Origin of the sequence: Streptomyces sp. RLB3-17 (assembly GCF_007113425.2) — a bacterium.
In the GTDB taxonomy this organism is placed as follows: Bacteria; Actinomycetota; Actinomycetes; order Streptomycetales; family Streptomycetaceae; genus Streptomyces; species Streptomyces mirabilis_D.
On the sequence record NZ_CP041610.2, the window covers coordinates 9,560,007 to 9,583,876 of the forward strand.

General features: G+C 68.0%; 27 protein-coding genes and 6 pseudogenes. 16 read left to right on the forward strand and 17 right to left on the reverse strand.

Going from position 1 to position 23,870, the window contains the following annotated elements; genetic code table 11:
• Positions 1–235 precede the first annotated feature (235 nt).
• Positions 236–511: a hypothetical protein gene (locus tag FNV62_RS42920; RefSeq protein ID WP_144316038.1), complete on the forward strand. Its 276-nt coding sequence runs from the start codon at positions 236–238 to the stop codon at positions 509–511.
• Between the two features lie 37 nt (positions 512–548).
• Here the strand turns inward: FNV62_RS42920 and FNV62_RS42925 are convergent, their stop codons facing one another.
• The 3 genes from FNV62_RS42925 to FNV62_RS57250 all read right to left on the reverse strand — a co-directional run bounded on the left by FNV62_RS42925 (position 549) and on the right by FNV62_RS57250 (position 2,216).
• Positions 549–1,502 carry an IS481 family transposase gene (locus FNV62_RS42925; RefSeq protein WP_144314686.1) on the reverse strand — a complete coding sequence of 318 codons (954 nt, stop codon included), beginning with the start codon at positions 1,500–1,502 and terminating at the stop codon, positions 549–551.
• A gap of 54 nt (positions 1,503–1,556) precedes the next feature.
• Positions 1,557–1,781: a hypothetical protein gene (locus FNV62_RS42930; protein WP_144316039.1), complete on the reverse strand. Its 225-nt coding sequence runs from the start codon at positions 1,779–1,781 to the stop codon at positions 1,557–1,559.
• A gap of 306 nt (positions 1,782–2,087) precedes the next feature.
• Positions 2,088–2,216 (reverse strand): hypothetical protein, encoded by a 129-nt coding sequence (locus tag FNV62_RS57250; RefSeq protein ID WP_263986803.1) that lies wholly within the window; start codon positions 2,214–2,216, stop codon positions 2,088–2,090.
• Here FNV62_RS57250 and FNV62_RS42935 point away from each other — a divergent pair.
• From FNV62_RS42935 to FNV62_RS42955, 5 genes and pseudogenes are all read left to right on the forward strand, one after another.
• Positions 2,208–3,098: pseudogene (locus FNV62_RS42935) on the forward strand (ISAs1 family transposase); the annotation flags it as partial. The gene FNV62_RS57250 and the pseudogene FNV62_RS42935 overlap by 9 nt on opposite strands.
• Before the next feature lie 211 nt (positions 3,099–3,309).
• Positions 3,310–3,663, forward strand: a complete 354-nt coding sequence (locus tag FNV62_RS42940; RefSeq protein WP_143651754.1) for a hypothetical protein — start codon at positions 3,310–3,312, stop codon at positions 3,661–3,663.
• A 108-nt stretch (positions 3,664–3,771) separates the two neighbouring features.
• The gene (locus FNV62_RS42945; RefSeq protein WP_144316041.1) at positions 3,772–4,056 is read left to right on the forward strand and encodes a hypothetical protein; all 285 of its coding nucleotides are present in this window, start codon (positions 3,772–3,774) and stop codon (positions 4,054–4,056) included.
• Between the two features lie 113 nt (positions 4,057–4,169).
• A complete protein-coding gene (locus FNV62_RS42950; protein ID WP_144316042.1) occupies positions 4,170–4,412 on the forward strand; it encodes a hypothetical protein in 243 nt (80 codons plus the stop codon).
• A gap of 31 nt (positions 4,413–4,443) precedes the next feature.
• Positions 4,444–4,821 (forward strand): hypothetical protein, encoded by a 378-nt coding sequence (locus FNV62_RS42955; RefSeq protein WP_143629140.1) that lies wholly within the window; start codon positions 4,444–4,446, stop codon positions 4,819–4,821.
• Positions 4,822–4,914: 93 nt separating this feature from the next.
• Here FNV62_RS42955 and FNV62_RS42960 read toward each other — a convergent pair whose 3' ends face one another.
• Positions 4,915–5,412 carry a DUF6083 domain-containing protein gene (locus tag FNV62_RS42960; protein WP_225900590.1) on the reverse strand — a complete coding sequence of 166 codons (498 nt, stop codon included), beginning with the start codon at positions 5,410–5,412 and terminating at the stop codon, positions 4,915–4,917.
• A gap of 298 nt (positions 5,413–5,710) precedes the next feature.
• On the opposite strand from FNV62_RS42960, the gene FNV62_RS42965 reads away from it, so the two are divergent.
• Positions 5,711–5,857, forward strand: coding sequence for a hypothetical protein (locus FNV62_RS42965; RefSeq protein ID WP_164331844.1), 147 nt, complete (start codon positions 5,711–5,713; stop codon positions 5,855–5,857).
• A 52-nt stretch (positions 5,858–5,909) separates the two neighbouring features.
• Here the strand turns inward: FNV62_RS42965 and FNV62_RS42970 are convergent, their stop codons facing one another.
• Positions 5,910–6,293, reverse strand: coding sequence for an NUDIX domain-containing protein (locus tag FNV62_RS42970; RefSeq protein ID WP_225900591.1), 384 nt, complete (start codon positions 6,291–6,293; stop codon positions 5,910–5,912).
• Positions 6,294–6,383: 90 nt separating this feature from the next.
• On the opposite strand from FNV62_RS42970, the gene FNV62_RS42975 reads away from it, so the two are divergent.
• The gene (locus FNV62_RS42975; protein WP_144316044.1) at positions 6,384–6,896 is read left to right on the forward strand and encodes a hypothetical protein; all 513 of its coding nucleotides are present in this window, start codon (positions 6,384–6,386) and stop codon (positions 6,894–6,896) included.
• Positions 6,897–7,187: 291 nt separating this feature from the next.
• On the opposite strand, the pseudogene FNV62_RS42980 reads toward FNV62_RS42975, so the two are convergent.
• From FNV62_RS42980 to FNV62_RS42990, 3 genes and pseudogenes are all read right to left on the reverse strand, one after another.
• Positions 7,188–8,574: pseudogene (locus FNV62_RS42980) on the reverse strand (IS1380 family transposase).
• Between the two features lie 59 nt (positions 8,575–8,633).
• Positions 8,634–9,182, reverse strand: a complete 549-nt coding sequence (locus tag FNV62_RS42985) for a hypothetical protein (protein ID WP_144316045.1) — start codon at positions 9,180–9,182, stop codon at positions 8,634–8,636.
• Positions 9,183–9,537: 355 nt separating this feature from the next.
• Positions 9,538–9,774 (reverse strand): hypothetical protein, encoded by a 237-nt coding sequence (locus FNV62_RS42990; protein WP_143629149.1) that lies wholly within the window; start codon positions 9,772–9,774, stop codon positions 9,538–9,540.
• 124 nt (positions 9,775–9,898) lie between these two features.
• Here FNV62_RS42990 and FNV62_RS42995 point away from each other — a divergent pair.
• Positions 9,899–10,803 (forward strand): annotated as a pseudogene (locus tag FNV62_RS42995) (Ku protein).
• Between the two features lie 2 nt (positions 10,804–10,805).
• Here FNV62_RS42995 and FNV62_RS43000 read toward each other — a convergent pair.
• A complete protein-coding gene (locus FNV62_RS43000; protein WP_144316046.1) occupies positions 10,806–11,141 on the reverse strand; it encodes a DUF6233 domain-containing protein in 336 nt (111 codons plus the stop codon).
• Positions 11,142–11,186: 45 nt separating this feature from the next.
• On the opposite strand from FNV62_RS43000, the pseudogene FNV62_RS57255 reads away from it, so the two are divergent.
• Both FNV62_RS57255 and FNV62_RS43010 read left to right on the forward strand, forming a co-directional pair.
• Positions 11,187–11,273: pseudogene (locus FNV62_RS57255) on the forward strand (hypothetical protein); the annotation flags it as partial.
• Positions 11,274–11,406: 133 nt separating this feature from the next.
• Positions 11,407–11,610, forward strand: coding sequence for a hypothetical protein (locus FNV62_RS43010; RefSeq protein WP_144316047.1), 204 nt, complete (start codon positions 11,407–11,409; stop codon positions 11,608–11,610).
• 545 nt (positions 11,611–12,155) lie between these two features.
• Here FNV62_RS43010 and FNV62_RS43015 read toward each other — a convergent pair.
• From FNV62_RS43015 to FNV62_RS43035, 5 genes and pseudogenes are all read right to left on the reverse strand, one after another.
• Positions 12,156–13,129, reverse strand: a pseudogene (locus FNV62_RS43015) (IS5 family transposase).
• A 121-nt stretch (positions 13,130–13,250) separates the two neighbouring features.
• Positions 13,251–13,532, reverse strand: a complete 282-nt coding sequence (locus FNV62_RS43020; protein ID WP_144316048.1) for a hypothetical protein — start codon at positions 13,530–13,532, stop codon at positions 13,251–13,253.
• Between the two features lie 117 nt (positions 13,533–13,649).
• Entirely contained in the window at positions 13,650–13,844 is a 195-nt protein-coding gene (locus FNV62_RS43025; RefSeq protein ID WP_143629157.1) for a hypothetical protein, read from the reverse strand.
• 43 nt (positions 13,845–13,887) lie between these two features.
• Positions 13,888–14,739 carry a helix-turn-helix domain-containing protein gene (locus tag FNV62_RS43030; protein WP_143629159.1) on the reverse strand — a complete coding sequence of 284 codons (852 nt, stop codon included), beginning with the start codon at positions 14,737–14,739 and terminating at the stop codon, positions 13,888–13,890.
• Between the two features lie 10 nt (positions 14,740–14,749).
• Positions 14,750–15,502: a DUF6879 family protein gene (locus FNV62_RS43035; RefSeq protein WP_144316049.1), complete on the reverse strand. Its 753-nt coding sequence runs from the start codon at positions 15,500–15,502 to the stop codon at positions 14,750–14,752.
• Between the two features lie 171 nt (positions 15,503–15,673).
• On the opposite strand from FNV62_RS43035, the gene FNV62_RS43040 reads away from it, so the two are divergent.
• The 4 genes and pseudogenes from FNV62_RS43040 to FNV62_RS43055 all read left to right on the forward strand — a co-directional run bounded on the left by FNV62_RS43040 (position 15,674) and on the right by FNV62_RS43055 (position 18,039).
• The gene (locus tag FNV62_RS43040) at positions 15,674–15,889 is read left to right on the forward strand and encodes a hypothetical protein (RefSeq protein WP_143629163.1); all 216 of its coding nucleotides are present in this window, start codon (positions 15,674–15,676) and stop codon (positions 15,887–15,889) included.
• The gene (locus tag FNV62_RS43045) at positions 15,886–16,233 is read left to right on the forward strand and encodes a hypothetical protein (protein WP_143629165.1); all 348 of its coding nucleotides are present in this window, start codon (positions 15,886–15,888) and stop codon (positions 16,231–16,233) included. The genes FNV62_RS43040 and FNV62_RS43045 overlap by 4 nt, the downstream gene beginning before the upstream one ends.
• Positions 16,234–16,436: 203 nt before the next feature.
• Entirely contained in the window at positions 16,437–16,646 is a 210-nt protein-coding gene (locus tag FNV62_RS43050) for a hypothetical protein (protein ID WP_143629167.1), read from the forward strand.
• A gap of 160 nt (positions 16,647–16,806) precedes the next feature.
• Positions 16,807–18,039: pseudogene (locus FNV62_RS43055) on the forward strand (IS256 family transposase).
• 687 nt (positions 18,040–18,726) lie between these two features.
• Here FNV62_RS43055 and FNV62_RS43060 read toward each other — a convergent pair.
• The 3 genes from FNV62_RS43060 to FNV62_RS43070 all read right to left on the reverse strand — a co-directional run bounded on the left by FNV62_RS43060 (position 18,727) and on the right by FNV62_RS43070 (position 22,295).
• On the reverse strand, positions 18,727–19,731 hold the full coding sequence (locus FNV62_RS43060) for a DUF2510 domain-containing protein (protein WP_143629171.1): 1,005 nt from the start codon (positions 19,729–19,731) through the stop codon (positions 18,727–18,729).
• A gap of 109 nt (positions 19,732–19,840) precedes the next feature.
• A complete protein-coding gene (locus FNV62_RS43065) occupies positions 19,841–20,998 on the reverse strand; it encodes an anhydro-N-acetylmuramic acid kinase (protein WP_144316050.1) in 1,158 nt (385 codons plus the stop codon).
• A 4-nt stretch (positions 20,999–21,002) separates the two neighbouring features.
• Positions 21,003–22,295, reverse strand: a complete 1,293-nt coding sequence (locus FNV62_RS43070) for an MFS transporter (protein ID WP_144316051.1) — start codon at positions 22,293–22,295, stop codon at positions 21,003–21,005.
• 274 nt (positions 22,296–22,569) lie between these two features.
• On the opposite strand from FNV62_RS43070, the gene FNV62_RS43075 reads away from it, so the two are divergent.
• Positions 22,570–23,805: an RNA-guided endonuclease InsQ/TnpB family protein gene (locus FNV62_RS43075; protein ID WP_225900592.1), complete on the forward strand. Its 1,236-nt coding sequence runs from the start codon at positions 22,570–22,572 to the stop codon at positions 23,803–23,805.
• The last annotated feature ends 65 nt before the right edge of the window (positions 23,806–23,870 follow it).

Genomic DNA, 23,870 nt, shown 5'->3' on the forward strand with positions numbered 1-23,870 from the left:
CCTCTGCCGCGGCTCCTTCTCCCTGGCTACCCCGGCAGCGGCACGAGCCAACTGCGAACGCAGCTGGTCGAACGCCTGAGGCCCTGACAGATCCCGCAACCTGCGACTCCTGCTCATGCACGACTAACGCCGCGCCGTACCGTCCGACACCGCAATACGGCCAAATGGGGCGCGTTGCGAACCTCGACGCCCACCTCGGCTGGCGCGGACCGCGCCCCGACGCCGAGGAGCAGCCGTGAACGACCTGACCGACCGCCTCAACGAGATCGCCGCCCGCTGGGAGCACGGCCACGACGAACTCACCGACGGCTGTGCCCTCTGCCACAGCGAATGGGCCGAGGTGTACGCGCTGTCCACGGGGAGCAGGCGTGACCGCGATCTGGGCTGTCCTCGCCTGACTGATCCTCGCGCCGGCACCCGCCTACGCGGTGCAGCTGGCGCTCGCCGTCAGCTGGCAGGGGCGTTGATTGGCCCACCCGGCACCCCCCTGAAGATTTCCTCGGCGAAGTAGATTTCCTCGCCCGGGAACATTGCCTCCAGCCGCCGCTCTAGGTGTACTGACCTGTGAGGTTGGGGACGCGGCTGGCGGGTGGTTGGCCCTTGAGCGCGGTGTGTCCGCGGTGGTGATTGTAGGTGTGGAGCCAGACGGGGTATGCCTCGCGTCGCTCGGCTTCGCTCCGGTAGGGCTGTGCGTAGGCCCATTCGTCGAGGAGGGTTCGGTTGAACCTCTCCACTTTCCCGTTGGTCTGGGGCCGGTAGGGGCGGGTGCGTTTGTGTGAAATCCCCGACTCTGCAAGGGAGTTGCGCCAGAGGTGCGATTTGTAGCAGGAGCCGTTGTCGGTCAGGACGCGTTCGACGGTGATCCCGGCCTGGGTGAAGAAGGCGTGGGCGCGGGTCCAGAAGGCGACGGCGGTCTCCTTCTTCTCGTCGGTGAGGATCTCGCTGTAGGCGAGGCGGGAGTGGTCGTCGACGGCGTTGTGGAGGTAGCTGTAGCCGGCGCCGGAGCGGGTCTTGCGGCCCGCCTGGCGTCCGAGGGTCTTGTGTCCGCCGCCGTCGGGGATGTTGCCGAGCTTCTTGATGTCGACGTGCACCAGCTCGCCCGGGCGGTCGCGCTCGTAGCGGCGGATCACCCGGCCGGTGGCCCGGTCCAGGTGCGTGAGCCGGGCCAGGCGGTAGCGGGTCAGGACGCGGTGGACGGTGGCCGGGTTCAGGCCCAGGAGGTAGGCGATGCGGGCCGGTCCCCAGCGGCGCAGCACGCGGACCTTGATGATCCGGCGTTCGGTGCGGGTCGGGGTCCGGCGCGGGCTGCGGTGTGGGCGCGAGGACCGGTCGGCCATGCCTGCCTCGCCGAGTTCGCGGTAGCGGCCGGCCCATCGCTGAGCCGTCGTGGGTGAGACCTGGAAGCGTTCGGCGGCCCGGCGCAGCGTCCAGCCGTCCTCTACGACGCAGCGGGCCAGACGCAGGCGTCCGGTCTCGGTCAGGGGTGCATTACGGTGGAGCACGAGGGCCTTTCGGTCGGTGTAGACGTCGCAATCCACACCGAACCCGGAAGGCCCTCACTCGTTCAAGATCACCCCACCGTGAAACCTGTCACCAACCTCCGTGGACAGAACATCTAGGCGGACCTCGAGGTCCCGGGCGGCCTGAGATCCCGGGCCATCGCCCTGGCCGAACAGGTGCAATGCGTAGCGGGCAGCCCGAGCCTCGCCCAAGGTGAGCAGCGGGCTCAGCTCGCCCGGGCGGTCCAATTGCCGCGACAAGGCGATATCGATCTCGTCCATGCCCGCCCAACTGGCGCGAGGCTTCGAGGGGCACGGCACCGTCCACCTGGCGATCAATGCTTCACCCAGGCCGATGCGCGCGCCTCCGCGAGGCTGCGCACTCGGCCAGGTAGCAAGATCCGCATGAGCCACACCTGCCTCACGCCACCACCCCGCCTCCCAGGGCTTCGGCGTAGTCGCCGGGCGTCCGGTTCATGACGGTCCGCCAGGTTGGTCGGTCAGGGAGAGCGGAACAGGCACGGCTTCCAAGATCATGGAGTTCTCGACGCCCCGTGACCTGCCTGGAAGACCGTGCCTGCCGAAGCATCATCGCTGATCCCGCCTGCCCTTGACCAACTCCGCGAGCATCCAGAGGCCGCGCCGGAAGAAGTGCCCGGACTGCTGGGCCGCCTCGCCCAGGTGCCCGATCCGCGTGATCCCCGTGGAGTGCGCCACGCTCTGGTCGGCGTCCTTGCCCTGGTCGCCTGCGCGGTGCTGGCGGGGGCGACGTCGCTGCTGGCGGTCGGCGAATGGATCACCGACGCTCCGCCCCACGTGCTGGAACACGTCGGCGTGCGATTCGACCCCCTGTTCCCCAAACGGTGCCTGCCTGCGGAAACGACGGTCCGACGACTACTGGCCCGGATCGACGGCGACGCATTGGACCTGGCGGTCGGCCGCTGGCTCGCCGACCGCCGCCACCGAACCCGGGGCCGGCTGCGCGGCCTGGCGGTCGACGGCAAGAGCCTTCGCGGCGCGGCCAGGGCCAACGGCCGCAGGATCCACCTGCTCGCAGCCCTGGACCACACCACCGGCCTGGTCCTGGCCCAGCTGGACGTGCAGGAAAAGACGAACGAAATCACCTGCTTCCAGCCGTTGCTGGAGGCCATGGCCGACCTGGCCGGGGTGGTCGTCACCAGCGACGCCATGCACACCCAATGCGAGCACGCCGACTATCTCCTGGGCCGCGAAGCCCACTACATCGTGATCGTCAAGGGCAACCAGAAGAAGCTCCGCAAGCAGCTCAGATCCCTTCCGTGGACAGAGATCCCGCTGCAGGGCCGCGTGAAGGGCACCGGCCACGGACGCTCGGAGATCCGACGGATCAAGGCGGTCACGGTCAACAGCCTGCTCTTCCCCGGAGCCCGGCAGGCCGTCCAGATCAAACGCCGCCGCACCGACCGCAAGACCGGCAAGACCACCATCAAGACCGTCTACGCCGTCACCAGCCTCACCGCTGAGCAAGCCATCCCCGCCCAGCTGGCGACCCTGATCCGTGATCACTGGCAGATCGAAGCCCTGCACCACGTCAGAGACACCACGTTCGCCGAAGACGCCTCACAGCTGCGAACCGGCAACGCGCCCTGGGCGATGGCCACCTGGCGCAACCTCGCCATCGGCGCCCTACGGCTGGCCGGCGCGACCAGCATCGCCGCGGCGCTGCGACACAACGCCCGCAACGCGGACCACCCGCTCGCCCTGCTCGGGCTCAAGTGATCACGAAACGGACGCCCGCCAACTACGCCGAAGCCCTGCCCCGCCTCGGCAAGTGCTCGAGCACACGCACGGTGGTGGCGACTACTGGCCTCTCCATGTTCGGGCCGCAGCCGCCCACCTCGCCGTCCTGGAGAATCTGATCGGCGACAGGTACCAGCCGGTCCTTCAGTGCGCCGTGGAAGCCATCTATCAGGAGATTGAGAAACCCACCAGGTATGACTTCCTCGGCCTCCGCCGTGAGCGGGCGTTCGAGCGACGATTCGGGGCGGCGTCAGACGTGCGACTCGATCTCGCCTACACGATGCTCAACGCCCTCGAGGCCCTACTCGACAAGGACGGCTACCGCGCCGTGATTCGCGCCGCCTGGGAAGCCAGCAACCTCGAGCCGCAGCCGGACCACGCATGACGGCGCCCCGGCCGGGACAAGCGGGCGGGAATCCCCATGGTGATATCACCATGGGGTAGAGAAAACGCTACGCTGCAAATGCGGTACCACTTTCAGCAGGAGGCAGCGATGAGCAGCGAGCCGTGGACCATCGAGTCCATCCGCAACGCCCTCGGCAATCCTGCCCTCGCCCAGCGCTTCCTAGGCGAGATCAACCGGGCGCCGGCGCACCAGCTGCTCGCCGTGTTCGCCAAGTGGGAGCGGATCGCCAAGGACACTCTCGCCGTCGTCGAACGCGGACGAGAGATCGCGGCAGCCGAAGCCCGCGGCGAGGAGTCTCCGGGCGAGTGGATCGACGCGACTGAACGCGTCCTTGGCGACGCTGCGCGTATTCGCGCCCGCGGCGCAGCCTGACCCGAACCGTGCGCACACGGCGTCACCGCCCGGCTACACTCTGAGCTCTGCTCGGGGGCGTGCAGACCAGGGGATACCCATATCCGCACGCGAGCAGGAGGGCCGCCGCACAGATGTACCGGCTCAAGTACGACCCCGCCGCCGAAGCCGTCCACGAGGCGATGCCCCCGGCCGCCGGCGAAACCCTCACCCTCGCGTTAGCCGACGCCTGCCATGATCCGATAGCCGCCACCGAGCCCTACGGCGAAGACGACGGTGTCATGCGGATGATCATCACCGAGCAGGCGTTCGCCGTCCTCCTCGTCGGGCACACGCTGAAGACCATCACCGTGCTGCAGATCAACTACCTCGGCTAGCCGGCCGATCCGTCCCGCACCGGAGAAACCCTTGATCGAATACGTCCCTTACAGCGGCGAGCCCGAAGCGATGAACTGCCCCGCCGTCATCTGCGACACCTGCCGCAAGCAGGTCGTCGGTGAAGGCAACGTCGTCTGGTGCATCCGAGCCGGCGGCAAGGGTGATCTGCGACAGCAATCCCCGCTCTTCGCCTCCCACAAAGGCGGCTGCGACCGCGCTCTCGAAAGCTGGCTCGAAGCGCAGTACCCAATCGACGACAACTGGATCAACCTGTGGGAAGAGATCGACGTCTTCCTCGAACAGCTCAGCCACAACGTCAGCCGATCATTCGCAGAAGACCCGCGAGGCGACTACCACGAGGTCATCCTCCGGATGCCGACCGACCCGCATCAGCAGTCACCTCGGTAGGGTCGGACGCCTGCGCCCCCGCAGCCGCATAGGCTGCGGGGGCGCTTCGCTGCGCCTAGAACCGCCCGGTGCAGGCCCGGCGGATCTGCGCCGCTACCCGACGTCCGGCATCTCCACCTTCGCCAGCGTCGGTGTCCGCGGTGGATTGAACAGCCGCTGAGCACGCCGCGCGTTCTCCTCCCGCATCGCCGTCAGCCACGGCCACAGATCCGGCGGCTCGATACCGGGGCACGCCACCGTGTGCGAGATACGGCACTGGGCGCCCTCCGTCGGCTCCGCATTCCACGGATTCCAGGCCACGCCATCACTGTTGATCAGCCACCGCTGGCGAGGCGGCACGAAATGCGCCGGCAGAACATTCACCGGATCCAACGGCTCCAACAGCACCCACGCCTGCGACAGCGTCGGGAAGCGGTCAGCCTCTAAGCCGCACTCCGGGCACACCGGCGGATTCGGAGGCGCGGGTGCGATCGCGCCCTCCGTCACCGCCTCCACCCGGTCCGACGCCCGCTGCACCCGCCCCCAGTACGCCTCGTCCGACTCGTCGAGCAGACGCCCAGGCTGCACGAAATCGTCCTCAAAGACCCCCATACGGCCAGAGTCCGCAAAGCGGCGGCATATGCGTAGAGCGCGAACCGGACGGGACGCGTGAGTGAGTTCGGCCCCAGAGCGGCACACGGGGCACGGCATGCCGCCGGCAAACCCACACGCCGCGGTGGACGCGGCCGGACAGGCGGTCTAGACAGGGCGCGAGCTCATCGACCTGCCGCTCACCGAACGGCGCAACGCGGCGTGACGTCACGCGCGGCAGGCCGTTGGACGGGCATGCGGTGTCGCAATCATCGACGACGACATCTACTACGAGCGGGCCGACGGGACCTACGCCAAAATGCCCTACGACAACGGGGAAGAAGTCGCCAAGATCTTCATCGAGCGAGTCACGCCTGAGGAACTCGAAGGGCTGACCAAGGCGATGGTCGAAATCGCCCGCAAGCGCGACCCGGAGATGGCAGCCGAGGTGCCTGCCCGCCCTTGAGTAGACGAAGGCCCCGAACCTGATCAGCGGTCGGGGCCTTCGCTATGTGCGACTACTCGGCCAGCTGCTCATCCAGGTACGCCTGGACCGGCGCGAACAGCCCGCCCGGCACGAGCTCCGGAATCTCCCCAAGGCGCACCCAGCGAACCTCCGCAACCTCCCGCGGACTCGCCGCGTGGGCCGTACCTGACAGCAGTCGGCACGCCACGTACGCCACCTGCCAGCCGGTCACCGGGTGCACCCGCTCACCCAGCAGCGAGACCGGCTCCACGACCACGCCGGCCTCTTCCAGGGCCTCACGCGCCGCCGCCTGGCCCGCGGTCTCGCCCGGCTCGACCTTGCCCGACGGGAACGTCCACAGCAGAGAGGCCGCCGGAGCGCTGCGGCGAATCAGCAAGACGCGCCCTGCATGCACGATCACCGCGCCAGCGATCATCGCCTCTCCACCCGACATGGAACCTCAACTCTCCCTCCGAGAACGGTCATTCGGCGCATGCCTTCCGGTGTGCACGGACATCATGCCGCCATGAGCGGCAGCGACGACAAGACAAAAGTGCCGATCAAAGTCTGGGTCGGTGGAACCCTCGGCGCCGCCCTCTTCATCACCGCCCTGATCTGGGGGCCCTGGTGGATTGAAGGCCACCACCTCAAGGACGACAAAGGCGAGCTGGTCTCCAGCGCCGGGATCATCGTCACCGGCTTCCGCACCATGCTCGTCGCCATCGGCGCTGGCATTTTCACGGCGTTCGGCCTCTGGTACACCCGCAAGAAGCACGAACTCGACCAGCGCCAATTCGAGCACGCTCAACAGCAGTTCGCGACCACACTTCGTGAGACGCAGCAGCGAGATGAACAGCAAGCCGAACTCACCCGCGAAGGTCAAGTCACCGGTCGGTACGTCGAAGTGATCAAGCTACTCCGCCTACTGCTCTTCCATTCTCCAAGGATTTCTATGGATGCATTCGAACTCTGTCGGGTCTGTGTCCCGTTCAGGCATCAGTCGTTGAAACACCTTCATGCGCTCGCGGGCTTCCAGTAGGTCTTGGTGTTTCTTAGCAACGTGCCTGAGCCGGCCCTTGTTGCTATTGATCTCCTGTCCGTTGGCCAGTGTGACTCTCAGAGTCAGGAACAACAGGTTTGCTGTCAGGCTCATAGGCAGCGGTCGCTGCTCCATATTCAGCCTCGATCCACCGCCCGAATTCTGATCACGGGCGTCGGGCGGGGTCCGGGGGTTTCTTCGGGATGCGGGCAGCGGTGATCGCCGGGTGGCCGTCCGGTGCGGGGTCTCCAAGATCTTTCAGGTCGTGGGCGGACAGGGCGGTCGCGCGGGTCAGGTGACCATGCGCTGTCCGGTCGCGGCCCACAGGTCGGTGAAGTCGTGCTGCCAGCGCCAGAGTTGGGGCAGGTGGAGGGTGAGGCGGCGGGCGCCGGTGGCGATCCGGGCGGGGATGTTGATCAGGTGGCGGCGGATCGTTCCGGTACGGGCTCTGGCGTGGAAGACCGAGGCGAGGTGGCCGGCGGCCCGGGTGAGGTTGTAGGCGGTGGCTGCGAGAGTGAGCCAGGCGGCGTTTCGCGGTGAACTTCCCCGAGGGCAGGTGGGCGAGCGCGGAGTCCTCCAGGTCGGCGAAGACCTGCTCGACCTGGGCGTGTTCGCGGTGCATGGGTTCGGCCTGGGCCAGGACGAACGGGCTGTCGGTGAAGATGACATGGTGGCGCCAGACGCCGAACAGCTCGGCCTGCCCCTCGGGCACGCTTGTGGGGTTCAGGCGCCTGACGCGGCGCACGATCAGCCGGGCCGTGGCGTGGAACGCCTTCTTCTTGCTGGTGAACGCGGTGAAGGGGACTTCGGCGATCTCGGCGTCGGAGATCCAGCGTTCCTCTTCGGCCTCCCAGACGGCGGCGTACTTGATCGGCGTCCAGGCGTCCTCGGCGATGCCGGCGATCGCTTCACGGATCTTCTTCCTGACCGCGACCGCGAGGGAGAACCGTGCGCCGGCCTTGCGGCAGACGTCGACGACCTTGTGGGAGAAGTACGCGGAGTCGGCGCGGACGATGATCTGCGCGGTGATGCCCATCGCCCGCACGGTGGAAAGGGCCTCGCGCAGCAGACTCGCCGCTCCCTTGCCGGAGCCTGCGGAGCCCTTGCGCAGTCTCGTTGCCACGATCACCGGCGCGCAGGTGCCCGTCTTGACCGTGACGATCTGGAAGTGCAGGCCGCGCTGTTTGGTGTAGCCGAAGGAGGCACCCTGCTTGGCCGGGCCGTAGACCTGCTTGACCTTGGAGTCGATGTCGACGAACACCACCTCGTCCCCGGTAGGGACCAGTCCGGTGTGCGCGGCGAGGTTGCAGGTGAACGCCCGCGTGGCGGACTCCAGTTGGCGCACGTGGCCCCAGGTGAACGCGCGCAGGAACGTGCCCAGCGTCGACGGGGCACGCACCCCGCCGAACAGGCGCGGCAGGCCGCCGTGGCGAAGAACGTCCAGGTCATCGATGCTGTCCGCCCCGGCCACCATCCCGCCCACGATCGAAAGTGCCTTCGCCTCGGCGGCCGTCCCGGCGCCGTTTGCCGCGCCGGTCAGCTTCACCTTCGCGGCCACCAGAGCGGGGAGACCGCACCGCTCGGCCAGCCGGATCGTGGGAACCAGCCCGGCATGCGCGATCAGGTCGGGGTCGTCGAACGCGGCGAACAGCCCCGCGGGCCTGTGGGAGACTTTCACTTCAGAGGTGCCTTGCCGATCGTACGTGCTGGAAGCGTAGGAACTCCCATCATCGCAGGTCAGCGGGCACCTCTTCCTATTCCTCTGTCCACAGACCGATCACCACGCGGTGAATCGAGGCTGAGACGATTGGAGAGGCGCCCCTGCCCTGGGACGAGAGCGATCAGTTCCGAGGGGTCGGGGCGGTCCTTGTTGTGCTCGAAGGCCCCTTCGTACTCCTCGATGATCGTCATCACTCTTTCCAGTACACGCTCTGCCTGTGCTGCCATCACAGCCGGTCCGACCATTTCCACCTCAAGCTTTGCCTGGAACAGCTGATTGAACGCGGTGATCACGGGGCGCTCAACAACCTCAAAGTTCTCCAGTGTTTCCGGCACCTTGAACTCGTATAGGAGGTGGAGTTTGTCCTCAGCCTCCGACAACGCTTTGAGGAATGCCACGTAGGCCGTGCGGCGATTGTCGAGCCGTTGCTGCCGCCGCTGTTCTTCCCTGTCGGCTTGCCGCTCGCGCGCTTCTTGTCGTCCCTTGAGCAGGGTGAACAGGCCGCCGATGGTCGCGCCGGTGAGCGCGGACCCTGCACTGACTAGTGCTACCCCCAACTGACTCATGCTGGCATGCAAGCAAGGCAGTCACGCGTGAGTGGCGGGAATGGGCCAGCCGCTCAGTATCGCTTCGCTGCGTAACGGCTCGCCGCCAATGGTGTTCGGGCCTCGGAGGTGCGCGAATCACACCCCTGGGAGACGTTGCGGCCGTGCGCGATGGAGCCAGCTCGAGCGACGCAACTATTTCCGGTCACGACTCTATGCCTGTGGCTGGTTCGGGTGCATCGTTGCTTCTGCGGGTCCTCCACCCCCAGGTGGGAGCCCCTTTCGGGTCCTGCCGATCGCTGCGAGCGGTGGGGCCCGCCGCTCCTCCCGGCTCCCCACGGGAGGCCATGCGGCTGTGCCGGGCCGGCGTGACTCCCTACCCGTGGGCCAGTGAGGCTGGACGCTTGAAGAAGAGTGAGTACTCCGTGCCGAAGTAGTTCATGGAGATGGTCACCGACTGCGAAGTGGCGGAGACGAGCTCCCAGCCATCCCGCCCGAGCATCGCGCATCCGTCATTGAGGCCCGCATCGTCTGGGATGGGGATCGCCGAGTCGGGGAGAACCCACCGCTTTGCGTTGTTCACGTTGTAGTGGACGATCAGGTGTTCCCACATGGCTGCCTCGCAGATGGTCTTGTGCCGGATGAGAAAGCTAGCGTTTACCGGAGTGCCATGAAGGAAGGTCGGCCATAGCCTGGCCTTCTCGGGGCTTGTCGCGGAGGTCTGCTATGCCCCGAACATCTGGTCAGGTGCCATCTCGTTCGGCCTGGTCAGCGTCCCGATCCACGTCGTCAGCGCGACCGAGGATCACTCGATCCGCTTCCACCTCGTCTACCTCGACGACATGGCGCGCGTCCGCGTCTGGAAGTACTGCGAGCTCGAGGACCGCGAGGTCACGGCGGGCGAGATCGGCAAGGGCTACGAGCTGACCAAGGACACGATCATCCCGGTGCTCGACGAGGAGCTGCGACAGATGCCGCTGCCCACGGCGAAGGCCATCGAGCTGGTGGCGTTCATGCCGGCCAAGGCCATCGACCCGATCCGGGTGGGGGACGGGTACTACTTGCAGCCAGACGGGCAGGTGGCGGCGAAGCCGTACAAGCTGCTGGCGCAGGCCCTCGAGCGGTCGTCGAAGGTGGCGGTCGCCAAGTTCGCCTGGTCCGGCCGCGAGCGCCTCGGCCTGCTGCGGGTTCGCGACGATGTGATCGTGCTGCATGCGATGCGCTGGGACGACGAGATCCGCGACCCCGCCGAGTTGGCGCCGGACACGGTGGAACTCACCTACGAGGAGATCGCCAGGCCGAGCATCTCATCGACCGCCTGACCCGCGACGACCTCGAAGGGCCCGACTTTGAGGATCACTACACGGACGCGGTCGCTGAGCTCATCAAGGCGAAGCGGGAGGACGGGGAGCCGCAGAAGGTACCCGAAGTAGAGGCCCCGGTCGGCAAGGTTGTCGATCTGATGGCCGCCCTGCAGGAGTCTGTCGCCAAGGCGCGCACCGGCCGTGGCGAGGACGCCACCGTCCACGAGATGCCGAAGAAGAAGACCGCGGCCAAGGAGACTGTGAAGAAGCAGCCCGCCAAGAAGGCCGCGGCGAAGAAGACGAGCAAGGAGACGGCGGGGCGGAAGTCGAGCGCCTGACGTCACCCTTCGACGAACCCGAGCTCGCTGTCCGGCCGGCAGTGGGTGCAGGCGTCGACTCCTTCGGCGAGTGCCCGCAGTGCCTGGTCGCGCGCCACGCCCCTGGATCGCTTGCCTGCCATGCGGCAGCCGCCGAGGTGCACGTACACGGCCTGCAGTCCGCCGAGCCGCTGCTCGGTGAGCCAGTCAGGCTCGGGTGGCCGGGCCTGTTCGCCGTGTCGCCGTTCGGCTTCCCGCTGCTCGGCTGCTGCGATCTGCTGCCGTACCCGGTCGAGGGTGTGGGCGAGCCAGGTCTCCAGGGTGCGGAGTCTGGGCAGGTCGGGCGGGAGGTCTTGCATGCTGCCAGCTTGCACCATAATTCGAACACCCGATCTAATCGCTGTATGGCTAGACATCGCGTCGAGCACCTCACCGACACTCAGGAGCGGATTCTCCGCTGCATCCGCGAGGCCATCACCGACCGCGGCGAAGCGCCCACCGTGCAGGAGATCGGGGAGCGGGTCGGCATGCGTAGCAGCGCGAGCGTCCACTACTGGGGGAGCTGGAGACGAAGAACGCGATCGTCCGGGAGCCGGGCCGACGCCGCGGGATCAGGCTCGCGTGATGGACGACCAGCGGTATCACCTCACCCTTTTCACGGGCGCCCGGCCGGTGATGCACGGCTGGTGGGCGAAGTGGGACACGGCGGAAGACATGTTCACGCTGTGGATCGGTAAGCACGGCAACGTCGACGCGGCCCGCATCGTCCTCGTCGACGAGGAGGAGGAGCCGCGGGTCCTGGCGTCCTGGCCTGACACGGAAGAGTGACGGTCCCCCCGGGTATCCGGCGGCCCTGCCATGCTGAGCTCGACTCGAGGAGGGGACCATGGCCCACCGCCCGTACCCAAACGCCGACCGTGCCCGGCGGCAGCTGGCGCGTCGCCGCGCCGGTGTCGAATCCGCTGGTGGCAGGCACCAGCCCACCCTGCATGAAGCGGGGCGCCGAATGCAGGCTGCTCTCCGCGGCTTGCCCAGCGCTACGACGCTGCTGCAGAGCCCCCACTCCGTTGACGAGTACCGTCTGTCCACGCGCTGAGGCGTTCTTGTCGCGCGGCTGCCGCTGGGCCACCCTCGCAGGCATGACGGATAGGGAGCAGAAGGGCCCGGTCGCGTGGCCACCACCCGACGATGATTCGAGTACCGGTGCCCGTCGTGCGGGGCGGAGTACGTGGTGACGCGGAAGGGGTCACCTGTCCCGACGATCGGGGTGCCAAGCATCGGTGGCCCGTGACGCCCCGCGTTGTCAGTGGCGCCTCGTAGCATGGCCTCTTCAATCAGCCCTTGCTGGCACTAGGGCCTGTGTGGAGTTGTGATCAAGGCTGTGATCCGAGGTGTCGGATCCAGAGGAGGCCGGCACATAATTCGAGTCCGGCCTGGTAGCTTTCAGGCTTTTTGTCGTAGCGGACGGCGAGGCCGCGCCAGTCCTTGATCTTGTTGATGGTGCGTTCGACGCTGTTGCGGAGCTTGTACAACTGCTTGTCCCAGGTGACGGGCCGCCCGCCGCGTGAGCCGCGGTTCTTGCGGTGGGCGGCCTGATCCTTCTTCTCGGGGATGACCGCCTTGATCCCACGCTTGCGCAGGTGAGACCGGTTCTGGCGAGACGAGTACGCCTTATCGCCCGCGACTGCGTCGGGCCGGGTGCGGGGCCGGCCGACCGGGCCGGGGACGCGGATCATGTTCAGGACGGGGATGAACTGCGGACTGTCCCCGGCTTGCCCCGCAGTGATCTTCAGCGAGAGGGGCAGGCATTGCGGCACACAGGAAAGGTGCGTCTTGGTGGTCAGTCCGCCGCGGGAACGTCCCAGGTCAGCGGCGGCGAGTCGGGCCTTGCGGCGACGCCTCACGCGTCGTCGTTCTTCCCGCTCCGGGTCCAGTTGCCCGTCTTGTTCCTGGCCGGCGCCCCTTTTTCTGCGGCGGCCTTCTCCAACGCGTCCAGGGTCTCGGGCTCCACGATCATCCCGGCAGCATCATGATGGGCCCGGACTGTGGTCGAGTCCACGCTGACCAGCGACAAGTCCACCAGGCCCCGCTTCGCCGCCTCGGCGATCGCACCCTGGAACACCGCGGTGAACACCCCAGCATCCCGCCACTGCCGAAACCGGCCGTAAACGGTGGACCAATGCCCAAAACGTTCGGGCAACTCCCGCCATTTCGCCCCGTTCCTGAACCGCCACACGACGCCCTCGAAGTGCGCCCGCAGGTTCTCCGGGTACGGCCCGTACTCACCGACCGGCAGAAACGGGGAGACGAACTCCCACTCGGCATCCGAAAGTTGAGGTCGAGACACCCCACCGTTTTACCCCAAGGCCCCCGACCCTCCCGGGCCGGGGGCCCACGAGATCACAACTCCACACAGGCCCTAGAGCTGAAGCCCCGCCCGGACAGCGCCCGGGCGGGGCGCTCGGCTGTCAGGCTGCCTCAACGACGTCGCTCTTGTGCCGGACCGCCGCCTTGACTCGCATCACTTCGCCGATCCGGTCGCCGCCCTTGTCTCGCAGCTTCGCGTGGAAGGAGGCTGCCGCGTCGCGCCAGGGCTGCCACGGCTGGTCGTATTCGGCGTGCTGCGCCTTGGTCCAGCCGTCGCCTGCGCCGGGGCTGCCGTATCGTTCCTGCAGTTCGAGGAGCCGGGCATGCGCGTCCACGGCTGCCTGCTCAAGGGGGATTAGATCATCAGAAGGTGCGTCGCCCACGAGGGGGAATCCTACGTCGCGGTGAGCTGATCACATTCGCGGCACCACGACAGTGACATCACGTCGGGAGGTGCCGAAGTGATTGACCTGGGTTTTCACGGACCTCCGTGAAACCTCCTACGCTGCCTCGACGATCCCCGGCGGCGCCACCTCCGCCCGTACCGCCGCCGCCCACTCCACGACGTACGCCTCGTACTCCGCCCGCTCCTCCGGGGAGAGCGTGCCGCCCGCGCGTTCCCACAGGGCGCGGATCAGCTCATTCCACTCGGCAGCTGACCGTGCGGAACCAGGGCTCGCGGGGTCGGTGGTCATGAGAAAAGAGTACGGTTCGCCACTGACAACGAGGAGTTTCGCGTCAGCGTGGACGGACGGATCGCTGGGCCCGGGTGATGGCGGTCTGCGCGTCTGCCCCGTACACGGCGGATTCCCTAAGCGTGCTCCAGACGCGCAGGTAGGCGGCCACGCTGTCGTCATCGTCGAGCCACAATTCCGCGTGCCAGTCCTCGGCGATGACGAGCCGCTCGTCCAGGACCCAGAAGCCGTTCGCCGTGGGGATTTTGAGCGAGGCAGAGAGCGGGATAACGCCGAGCTGCACGGTGTCCATGCCGATCGTTCCTGCGAGCCGATCGAGCTGGCTCGCGAGGACCGAGGGGGAGCAGATCAGTGCGTGCAGGGCTGGCTCCCACACCAGCGCGTGGAACTGGTGGCCCGTCTCGTAGAGCCACTTCTGGCGCAGCATGCGAGCGCGGACAGCTTCGTCGGTGTCGCGCGTCGTCCCGTAGAGGTCTGCGTACCGCAGGAACATGGCTCGCGCGTAGTCCGCGGTCTGGAGCATGCCGGGGATGACGGCCTCCTCCCACGCGCGGATGACCGTCGACCGGTTCACCTCGATGTTCCAGCTGTCCTGTACGGGCCTGTGGCCGGCGGCGAGTTGACGCCGCCAGGAGCGGATGTGGGACTCGAACCCCTTGAGGCGCGCGTCTAGTTCCTCGAAGGCCTCCGGGTGGCTGACGCCTCCAGCCCAGGCGCGTAGGTCCTCGGTCGTCGCGGTCTGCTGACCGTTCTCCAGCTTGTAGATCTTGGAGTGCGGCCAGCCGAGCCGCTGAGCAAGCTGAGTGCCGGTGAGCCGACCTTCAGGGGCCGCGAGCCGTAGTTCCCGGAGCCGCGCTCCGAGGGCTTCCCGGGCCTGCTGGAAGTCTGTGCTCACCGGCTCCCCGCTATCGATCGGCGCGCAGCTGCGCCGCGAACTCGTCGTACGGGACGGCGTGATGCACGGCCGCGTCCCGGACCTGGCAGTATCGCAGGACCTCGGCGGGCTCCGTGATCACCTCTACGTCGTGGAAGGCGTCCTCGTCGTCGAAGCGGAGCACGGCCACGAGACGGCTGTCGAAGATCCAGAAGTCCTCTGCGGGCAGGTGCGCGCGCTGCGCATCCTCGCGCCAGATGGTACGGACGTCCTCGCCCGTGGCTGCGTTGCACCTGGAGTAGTCCAGCAGGAACAGCTGACCCTCTGTGGGCGGGTTGTCGACGACGCGCACACGGCCGACGTACTTACCGCTGGACGTCTGCCGACTGATGTTCGCGCACCACTCGCTGTCCAGATCGCTCGGAGCCGTGCCCGTCCGAAGGAAGTCCTCGAACGCCGGATCCTCGCGGTCCGAGGCGTATCCGCGGCGCGTCTCCAGGTGCCACGCCGAGTGCTCGAACGTCTCGAAGAGCCGGCCAAACGCCTCGAGGTCAATCAGCTTGGGCACCCGCTCCATCTCCTTGGGGCCGTGGTTGACGATCAGTTCCCGCGGCACCACCACCGCAGCATCGTGTGGCCCGAAGTGCTGCAGCTGGCCGAGGTCCGCAGGATCAGTGACCGGTGTTCCCTGAACGATGACCTCTCCGGAGTCGAGGTCCTCGTGGATCGCCGGGCATCCGCCGTTCTTGCTGTCCGTGCCGTTGAGTCGCAGTCGTCGCGCCATGTCGCCTCCGTCAGTACGGGGTTGTCGCCACCAGCATCACCATTCGACGAGCCCCCTTCTACAAGGTGCCGTCCCTTCCACGAGACCACACGAGAACATCCGGCCATATATCGAGAACATTCGAGAACATCGCCTATGCCCTGACGGCCACCCCTTCCTAACGTCCTGCTCATGGCCCCAGCACCCGAGCTACGCGACGCCGTCAGCGTCGACCCGTTCACCGCCATGGAGTCCCTCCGGGCGGCCCTCGACACGGCCGGCATCGTGCTGCCGTCCCTTGCAGTCGATCCGGCGACCCCCGCCCTGGCCCTCATCGAGCTCGGGCGTGTCCGCGCGGACGTAGCCATACGACTGGCCCAAGCACTCCAGCGAGGAGCAGCAGCATGAGCAGAACGCCACTGGCAATCCCGCCAGAGGTCCTCGAAGTCCTGGCGTTGCCAGCCCTCGCAGGCCTCGCGGAGGCTAAGGCCGCCGGCCGCGACTGCGTTTGGGGCGGCGAACGCCTGACGATCGAGACCGTGGTCGACCTCGGCGAGCAGCTGGCCCCGAACGCCGACTCTCACAGCCTTGTAGGCGAGCGCTGGTTCCCCCGCGCCTGCCCGAAATGTGTCGTGGACAGAGCGCAGCGGGCCATGTTCGCCCACTGCTCGACGTGCAAGGACTGCGTGGCGGAGGCGGGGCGATGCGATGTCGGCCGCGGTCTGTACCGGCTGATGAGGGAGCACCGATGAGCCAACGTCGCGCAGGCCAAACCGCAGCAGTCGAGGAACAGGCGAGCCGTTCGGCTGGACGCGCAGCTGGCTATTGCTGGGAGAAGAACCCCCATGAGCCGGGCCGTTACACCTGGCCCCCGGACCACTCGCAGACCTACCCGGACCAGGACGTCTACGCAGGCAGGCAGTGGCACAGCCCCCCCGGACGGGGGGAGGCAGCCGTGAGCAGTCGGTACGAGTACGAGGATGCGGGCAGCGCCTTCGGTCAGATGCGGCGCGTCGCCAGCAACGGCCAGTTCGCCAAGGTGCAGCGGGCGCACCGCGCGTATATCGACCACCGCCGCCTATGCGACGTGTGTGCGGTGGAGAGTCCTCAGTGCGCGACGGCCCAGAGCCTGTGGGAGATGTACCGCGAGGCGAACTCCTCGTGAGGATGGCGTCCCGCGTGATGGTGTAGGCGATCACGGTGCGGGTGTGCGCGGGCGGGTGCCCGGGGCGTGCATCCGGTGACGGTCTCCGCTCCCTGCGCATAGGGCAGGCCACCGCGCAAATCTCCCTGGTGAACGGCCAGTTCAACCCGAGAGGTGCCCGATGGCCTTGTCTCAGTCTGACCTACAACGCCTGCTGGAGTCACTACGCACGGCGGACGGGATCGAGCTCGTCCGCAACGTCGCCGAGCGCATGCTGCAAGAGCTGATCGAGGCCGAGCTCAGCGGCCGGATCAGCGCCCAGTGGAACGAGCACACCGAAGCCCGCACCGCCTTCCGCAACGGCCACCGGGAGAAGACCCTGGCCACCCAGGCCGGCGATCTGGACCTGGCGATACCGAAGTTGCGCAGCGGCAGCTTCTTCCCCTGCCTGCTGGAACGCCGCCGCCGCATCGACCAGGCGCTCTACGCCGTCATCATGGAGGCATACGTGCACGGGGTGTCCACCCGCTCGGTCGACGACCTGGTCAAAGCGCTCGGCGCGGACAGCGGAATCTCCAAGAGCGAGGTCTCACGGATCTGCGGTGACCTGGACGAACAACTCACCATCTTCCGCGGCCGGCCCCTGGACCACAGCCGCTTCCCCTACCTCTACCTGGACGCCACCTACTGCAAGGTGCGCGTGAACCACCGGATCGTCTCCCAGGCCGTGGTCATCGCCACCGGCATCACCGAGGACGGCGGCCGTGAGGTGCTGGGCGTGATGGTCGGCGACAGCGAGACCGAAGCGTTCTGGAGCGAGTTCCTGCGCTCCTTGCGCGAACGCGGCCTCGGCGGGGTCCGGCTGGCCATCTCCGACAGTCACAGCGGCCTGGTGGCCGCGATCCGCAAGGTCATGCTCGGCGCCGCCTGGCAGCGTTGTCGTGTCCATTTCCTGAGGAACGTGTTCTCCGTGATCCCCAAGGGATCCGGGGAAATGGTCGCGGCGACCATCCGCACCATCTTCATCCAGCCCACCGCCGAAGCCGTTCACCACCAACTCGACACTGTGGCCGACATGCTCGGGCAGCAGTTCCCCAAGGTCAGGCAGATGCTCCTGGACGCCAAGGAGGACCTGACCGCCTTCGCCGCCTTCCCCATCTCCCACGATCCAGTCCTCAAATCCCCTGGAACGGATCAACCGCGAGATCAAGCGCCGCACCGACGTCGTGCAGGTCTTCCCCAACCCGGCCGCCCTCGAACGGCTGGTCACCGCCGTGCTCAGCGAGACGACGAATGGATCGCCTTCCCCCGCCGCTACCTCTCCGAAGCCAGCATGACTGCCATCTACGCCGCCGAACACGCCGACCCCACCACCCATGCACTCCCCAACATCCCGAACGCTACGCAAGATTGATCGCCTACACCATCACAAGGGACGTGACCCTCGTGAGCGCGTGGGTCTGAGCTCTCGCTGCCAGCCGACAGCCGACCGGCGGGCGGTCGGGCAGCTCGTGCAAGGCCGTCTGGCGGCGTTGACAGGCGATTCTCTCGACGCCAACTTACTTAGCGCTCGATAAGTTGGTGCCTCTTTGTCTCGCCTTCGCGAAACAGTGAAGTGCTGCCGGGCTCCCTGCTGAGGTCACAGCCGCCCTCGGCTCCGCCGCACGCCAACTCGGGCCTGGCTCGCATCAAAGGCGGCCGCCTGTCCGCCGTGAGCACCCCCTTGTCGGCGGGCGGGCGGCTTCTGTTCGTGTCCGATTGATCTGAGCGCAAACTCGTTGGATCGAGTGATGCAAGTGCCCGTGTCATGTGCCTGATCTGATCGTTGGATGGTATGGCCAGGGTGGGGGCGCGATTCCACCCCCCAGGTGGAGCCCCCACCCTGGTCCGCCGGTAAGGAATGGTCGACGGCCCCCGCAGGCCTGAACCTGCGGGGGCCGTCGACGTTTCCCATGGGAGACGAATGGGAGATGATCTAGTCGAGCTTCCTAGAGTTGCCTCTAGTTATCTCCAGTTATCTCTAGATGCGCGGTCACCCTCCAGCGGGATTCCGGCTTCGTCCCTCCAGGTCAGACAGGCAGCTCAGCGCACCTACCTGCAGCTAGACGTTCTGCCCGTTGCCGCTCACTCCCGACGCCACCTTGATGCCCTTGGTGATGTCGTCGATCACGGACTCCTTGGGGGCCTTGGAGCTGACGTCGATGCCGAAGCGGACGACGATCAGTGACTTGGAGTCGGCGGGGGACGGGAAGACGAGCGACTCGACGTAACCGTCGTCACCCTTGCTGGTGACGACCTTCCAGCGGACGAGGTAGCCCTTCTCGCCGGCCACGGTGACCGCCTTGGAGGCGAGCTCCGTGTGCGAGGTGATCGTGCCGTAGCCCTTGCCGTACGACTCGGTGGCGTTCTTGGAGATGTCCTCCTTGGCCGCCGCCTCCGCCGTGGTGGACTTCAGCTTCTGTGCTGCGGCGGTCGCCGAGTACGCGCCGCCCCGCTGGCACTCCTGCGAGGTGTCGCCGGGGCACTTGTAGGTGTCCTTGGTCGACAGCACGGCACCCGTCGTGGTGCTCCCGCCGGTCCAGTTGTCGGGCACCGGCACACTGATGCCGCTGATCAGGTCGGTGGCGTAGCCGTCCTCGAGCTGCGGCTGCCCGGACTGTCCCGGTGCCGGGGTCTGGCCCCCGGAACCGCCCGAGCCCCCGGAGCCGCCGCCCGGTCCGCCCTCGAGGCCCCCGTTGCCGCCGCCCTGGCCGCCGAATCCGCCCTGGCCGCCGTTCTGCCCGCCGGGGGCCTGGGAAGTGGCGCTGTTCCCGCCGTCGCCGTCGCTCTTGGTCAGGGCGTACACCCCGCCCCCGATGCCCGCGAGGACCGCGATCGCGGCGGCGACGGCTATACCGGTACGCAGTCCGCGCCGCGGGGCGCCCGGAGCGAGCGCCGGATAGGGTCCGGCGGCCGGCGGGTGCGTCGGGGGACCCCATGCGGCGGCGGACCCGACGGGGCGGGTCTGGTCCGTCCATGTCTTGCCGTCCCACCAGCGTTCGGTGGCGGGACTGTCACTTGTCTGCCCCGGGTCGGGATACCAACCGGGAGGAGTCACCTGCGTCATGGACCCACCGTATGAGCCGTGGGTGAAAGGCGGATGAGAGGGATCCGGAAGATTCGTTTCAAGAACGCCCCGGAAGCGCCGCCGGGTGCCTTGTCACGAGCAGCGGGTGTCATGCCAGGACCAGTCGCACCGGCGCCGCCCCCGCACTCGGCGGCGGCAGCCGCAGCCCGCCGCGCCCCGGCGTGATCGAGCCGAGCACACTCGGATGCCGGGCCCCGGTGCTCACCGGATCGGTGCCCGTGAGGCCGTGCAGAGTCAGGAAACCCAGCACGGCGAAGGCGTACGCCTCCTTGGCTGCCGCCGGCAGACCCAGAGCGTCGGACGTGCGTACGGGCACTCCCGGCAACTCCGCGCCCAGCATCGCCATCAGCGCCGGATTGCGGGTGCCGCCACCGGACGCGATCACCTCCGTGGCACCCACCGAGCGCACCGCGTCGGCGACCGTACGGGCGGTGAGCCGGGTGAGGGTCGCGATGACGTCCTCGGCGGTGAGCGTGCCGAACCCGGTCAGCGCGTCGCGCAGATGGCCGAGGTGGAAGAGCTCCTTGCCGGTGGTCTTGGGCGCGGGCAGCGCGTAGTACGGCTCCACGAGCAGCCGGTCCAGCAACGGTTCGTGCACGGTGCCGCGGGCGGCGAGGGCGCCGTCCACGTCGTAGTGCAGCCGTCCCCCGGTCAACCCCCGCACGGCCACGTCGACGAGGGCGCACCCGGGCCCGGAGTCGAAGGCGGTGCCGTCCGGCGCGGTGAGGTTGGCGATACCGCCGAGGTTCAGCGCCACCGGAGTCCCCGCCCTGCCGCGCAGCCACAGCAGGTCGACCAGGCTCACCAGGGGCGCGCCCTGACCGCCGGCGGCGATGTCCCGGGGGCGGAAGTCGGCGACCACCGGCAGTCCGGTCGCCTCGGCGATCCAGGCCGGCTGACCGAGCTGGAGCGTCCCGTGCGCCCGCCCGTCCTCGACCCAGTGGTAGACGGTCTGCCCGTGCGAGGCGACCAACTCCGCTCCACCGCCGCACAGTTCACGATCGGCCCGGACCGCCGCCGCGGCGAACGCCTGCCCGATCAGGGTGTCCAGGCGGCACACCTCGGCCAGCATGGTGGCCGCCGGGGGCAGCGCCGCCGCGAGCGCCTCGCGCAGTGCGCCGTCGTACGCCTCACCGACCATCCCGAGCGGCCGCAGAGTGAGGTCCTCACCTTCGAGGGTCAGTTCGGCCGCCGCCGCGTCGATCGCGTCGTACGACGTCCCGGACATCAGGCCGATCACCCGCACGTGCTCAACTCCCTCGGTTGTCGGGGAGCGTGGCCAGGGCGAGCGCACTGACGGCGCACGTCGCCGCCGCGTAGTACGCGGGGATGTCCACGCTTCCGGTCCGCTTCATCATCTCGGTGATGATGAGGCCCGCGCAGCCCGAGAACACGGCATTGGACAGGGCGTAGGCGAGTCCCAGGCCGGTGTGGCGGACGCTCGTGGGGAACATCTCGGAGAGCATGGCGGGCCCCGGCCCGGCCATCAACCCGACGACGGCACCCGCCCCGCACACGGCGAGACCCTTCACGGCGTTCGAAGTCCCGGTGTCCTGAAGGAGGTTGAGCAGCGGGACGGACAGGACCACGACCAGGCCGGCGCCGGTGAGCAGCACGGGGCGCCGCCCGATCCGGTCGCTGAGCAGACCCGCCGGGACGATCGTGGCCGCGAAGCCCAGGTTGGCGACGACCGTGACGAGCAGCGCCTGCCGGAAGCCGGTGTGGAGGGTGTTCTGGAGGTACGAGGGGAGCACGACCAGGAAGGTGTATCCGGCCGCCGACCAGCCCATCACGCGCCCCGCTCCGAGGACGACGGCCCGCGCGACCTCGCGCCCGGGCGGGCGCTCCCGTCTTCCCTCGTGCCGGAAGGCCGGCGTCTCCTCCAGCCGTAGCCGCAGCCCCAGCGCGACCAGCCCCAGCGGAAGCGTCAGCAGGAACGGCACCCGCCAGCCCCAGTCGCTCAACTGCCCCTCGGTCAGCACCGTCGCCAGCAGCGCCGCCACACCCGCACCACCGAGCAGCCCCAGAGCCACCGTGAACGACTGCCACGACCCGTACAGCCCCCGCCTGCCCGGCGGCGCGAACTCCGTCATGACCGAGACCGCGCCCCCGAACTCCCCGCCCGCGGACAGCCCTTGGACCACCCGGAGGCAGGTCAGCAGCCAGGGCGCGAGGGCACCGACCGTGGCGTAGGTCGGCAGCACGCCGATGAGCGTCGTGGCGCCCGTCATCAGCGCGATCACCAGGATCAGTACCGGGCGGCGCCCGATCCGGTCGCCGAGCCGTCCGAACAGCGCCGCGCCCACCGGCCGGAAGAAGAACGCCAGCGCGAAGGACGCGTACGTCCTCACCAGCCCCTCGGTCTCGCTGCCGCCCACCGGGGTGAAGAACCGGGCCGCGATGACGGTCGCGAAGTAGCCGTAGACCCCGAACTCGTACCACTCGACGAAGTTGCCGACCGAGCCCGCCAGCAGGGCCCCACGCCGCGGGCGCGGGGGACGGGCGGTGTGCGGGACGGAGTCGTGCACGCGGGCGCCGCTCATGGGTCCCTCCTCCTCGCTGTTCCTTGGAAAATTAGCGCCATTTTCAGCGAATTCTTGCGAGGAACCCCGGGCGTTTACGCCCGGGAGGAATCGCATCCCCGTGGCTGCGGCGCGGAGCGCCGCAGTATCACTGTGTCTGTTCGGCCGCGGAGCGGCCGGATGCCTTCTCGGCGGAGCCGGGTGGTGCGAACGTATGGCCGGTAGGTTCGCTCAATGTGATGAACGGACTCGAACGTGTGGTGGCGTCTCGCGCGGGTGCCTACGATCGGTGATCGTGAAGCTGGTCGTGCAGGTCAAGCTGGAGCCGACACCGAAACAGGCGGCGGCACTTGAGGCGACCCTTCACGCCTGTAACGAGGCCGCCACCTGGGTGAGTGAGATCGCATTCGAGCGTGGAGAGTTCAAGAACTTCGCCTTGCGCAAGCACACCTACGAGGCTGTCAAATCCCGCTGGAGTCTCGGTGCGCAGGCCGCGCAGCACTCGATCAAGAAAGCGTGCGACGCCTACACCACACTGAAGGCGAACCTGAGGGCCGGGAACCTCGGCAGGCCCGGCTCACGCCGATACCGCCGGGCCATCGAGAAGCCGATCGTCTTCCGCCCCTGGGGCGCGCAGCCCTACGACGATCGCATGCTGTCCTGGCAGATCCCGGACCGGACGGTGTCCATCTGGACCACCAGAGGCCGGGTCAAGAACGTGGCGTTCACCGCCTCGGTGGAGCAGCTGGCCACGCTGGCCCGGTACCGCAAGGGTGAGTCGGACCTGCTGGAGCGGGACGGCATGTGGTTTTTGAACGCCACCTGCGAGGTCCCCGAAGCGCCGCGCAACACCGATCCGGTGGACTTCCTCGGCATCGACCTGGGGATCGTGAACATCGCCACGACCTCGGACGGCGAGATCATGGCCGGACGCGAGCTGAACCGCACCCGCCTGCGCGAGCGAGGCCTGCGGGCCAAGCTGCAGCAGAAGAACACCCCGTCCGCCAAGCGCCGCCTGCGGAAACGGCGGCGCAAGGAGGCGCGGCGGGCGCGGGATATCAACCACAAGATCGCGAAGCATGTGGTGGCCGAGGCTGAACGCACCGGTCGTGGAATCGCCCTGGAAGACCTGACAGGGATCCGCGAGCGGGTACGGCTTCGCAAGCCCCAACGGGCCACCCACTCCTCCTGGTCGTTCGCCCAGCTGGGGAGCTTCGTCGGATACAAGGCCCGCCGGGCGGGGGTGGCGGTGGTGTACGTCGATCCGGCGTACACCTCCCGCACCTGTGCCGAGTGCGGCCACATCGACAGGGCGAACCGGGTCTCGCAGGCCTGGTTCGCGTGCCGGAACTGCGGATTCGTTGATCACGCAGACCGGAACAGCTCCCGCAACATCCGCGCCCGCGCGTGGGAGTTGTGGCGACGCGGGGCCCCGTCAACGGCCCCCGCCCCACCCCGGAAACCGGGAGTGGGGCTGGACGCAAACGCAGCATCACCGCCAGTGATGCCCGTTGTGCAAGCCCGGCTTTAGCGCCGGGTAGTTGACGTCTTTTGACTGTCGACAACTTTCACCACGGCTGGTCGTCGCGCCGTCGC